Source organism: Mesorhizobium sp. M7A.F.Ca.MR.362.00.0.0 (assembly GCF_004023175.1).
Lineage (GTDB): Bacteria > Pseudomonadota > Alphaproteobacteria > Rhizobiales > Rhizobiaceae > Mesorhizobium.
The window spans coordinates 1-1,914 of sequence record NZ_RZTF01000659.1 but is presented as its reverse complement, the minus strand read 5'-3'; the positions used below and the strand labels follow the sequence as shown (position 1 = coordinate 1,914).

The window sequence follows — 1,914 nt, the reverse complement described above, 5'->3', positions numbered from 1 at the left end:
AATGATCGAAGGCTCCTTGCCACAGCGCTGGTAATCAAAAGGTTGCAACAGATCCTCCGCCACTCCCATCCAGTTTTTGAAGCGTGCATTTCGGCCGGGGCACCACTTTGATCGCAATCACAGCATCGAAGTCTGCGATTTATTTGGAACACCGGGTGACCGGCGGCCACAAAAGGGGCTTATGGCCCCGCTCAAGCGGTAACCGATCGCGCTGACGACATCTGGCACGCGCAGCGTGCTGGGCGATCCGAGGTGCGCCAACATTTGAATTGCTGAGACGAGGGGCCGCTGGGCGGTCCCTCGTCGGCAAATTGTAACCGGCTCGTAGCGCCTGCGTTGCAAGATTTGGAGGACTCAGAAATGACGCTTGCTGCAGCCGAGCCTGCAACGGCTCTCCCAACCATAGAACACCGGCACCGGGATCAAAGGCAATATCCTCACGGCGTGGCCTTCATGGATGGTCAGTACCTTCCAATGTCCGAGGCCAAGGTGTCCGTTCTGGACTGGGGCTTTCTGCATTCCGATGCTACCTACGATACCGTTCATGTTTGGGAGGGGAGGTTCTTCAGGTTGGATCTGCACATGGACCGGTTCTTCCGCGGGATGGAAAAGCTCCGTATGAAGGTTCCCTACAGCCGCAGCGAGATCGAAAAGATCCTATCGACCTGTGTGGCGCTGTCCGGGCACAAGTCGGCCTATGTCGAAATGATCTGCACGCGAGGCGGCTCGCCAAACTTTAGCCGTGACCCGCGCCAGTCGGAAAACAGGTTCATCGCATTCTCGGTGCCCTTCGGGTCGGTTGCCAACAAGGAGCAGCTTGAGCGCGGCCTGCATGTCGCCATCAGCAACACCGTCCGGATCCCTCCCAAGTCGATCGATCCAACCATCAAGAATTATCACTGGCTCGATTTGGTGAAGGGCCTGTTCGATGCGTACGACTGCGGTGCCGAAACCGCGTTGATCGTCGACATTAACGACAACATTGCCGAGGGGCCTGGCTTCAACTTTTTCACCGTGAAGGACGGCCGCTTGAAGACACCCGCCTATGGCGTCCTTACCGGCATTACCCGCCAGACAGTATTTGATCTATGCGGCGAACTCAGCCTACCCGTCAGCGCCGGCGACATTGATCGCGACGAACTGAAGGGCTCCGATGAGGTTTTCATTACGTCAACCGCGGGCGGAATCATGCCGGTGTCCAAGATTGACGAGACCGTCATAGGCGACGGCAAGGTTGGCGTTCTGACACGCCAACTGACAGACCTGTATTGGGAGAAGCATGCCAATCCGGTATGGTCGACCGCGATAAATTACGCTTAGTACCGCAATGTGTTGCCGAGAGGTCCTCCCCAGTGCGGCAGGGCTGTGCTGCCGTGAGTCTGCCGATGACCGACGCGTTCATTTCTCATCTCTCGAACGAACTCGCCGGGCTGAAATCGGCCAGCCTCTACAAATCCGAACGGGTGATCGCCTCCACCCAGTCGGCCGAGATCGAGGTCGCTGGCCAGAAGGTGCTGAATTTCTGCGCCAACAACTATCTCGGCCTCGCTGACAGCGCCGAGCTGCGCCAGGCGGCCAAGCAGGCGCTCGATCGCTACGGCTACGGAATGGCCTCGGTGCGCTTCATCTGCGGCACGCAAGAGGAGCACAAGCAGCTCGAGGCGACAATTTCATCGTTCCTCGGCCTGGAGGACACCATCCTTTACGGCTCCTGCTTCGACGCCAATGGCGGCCTGTTCGAGACCTTGCTCGGTGAGGACGACGCGATCATTTCCGATGCGCTGAACCACGCCTCAATCATCGACGGCGTGCGGCTGTCGAAGGTCAAACGCTTCCGCTACGCCAACAACGACATGGCCGATCTCGAGGCGCGGCTGAAGGAAGCCAGGGACTGCCGCTTCCGGCTGATCGCCA

Annotated in this window: 2 protein-coding genes; both read left to right on the top strand. The window is 58.6% G+C overall.

Annotated elements, in window-relative coordinates:
- Positions 1-360 precede the first annotated feature (360 nt).
- Positions 361-1,320 carry an aminotransferase class IV gene (locus EOC06_RS36515; RefSeq protein ID WP_245470397.1) on the top strand — a complete coding sequence of 320 codons (960 nt, stop codon included), beginning with the start codon at positions 361-363 and terminating at the stop codon, positions 1,318-1,320.
- A 65-nt stretch (positions 1,321-1,385) separates the two neighbouring features.
- Positions 1,386-1,914 (top strand): aminotransferase class I/II-fold pyridoxal phosphate-dependent enzyme (locus EOC06_RS36510; RefSeq protein ID WP_128310065.1); only part of this gene is annotated, 529 nt, incomplete at its 3' end.

What these genes read in the sequence shown, in the direction of transcription:
- EOC06_RS36515 (WP_245470397.1), top strand. Translation starts at nt 361, where the DNA reads ATGACGCTTGCTGCAGCCGAGCCTGCAACGGCTCTCCCAACCATAGAA.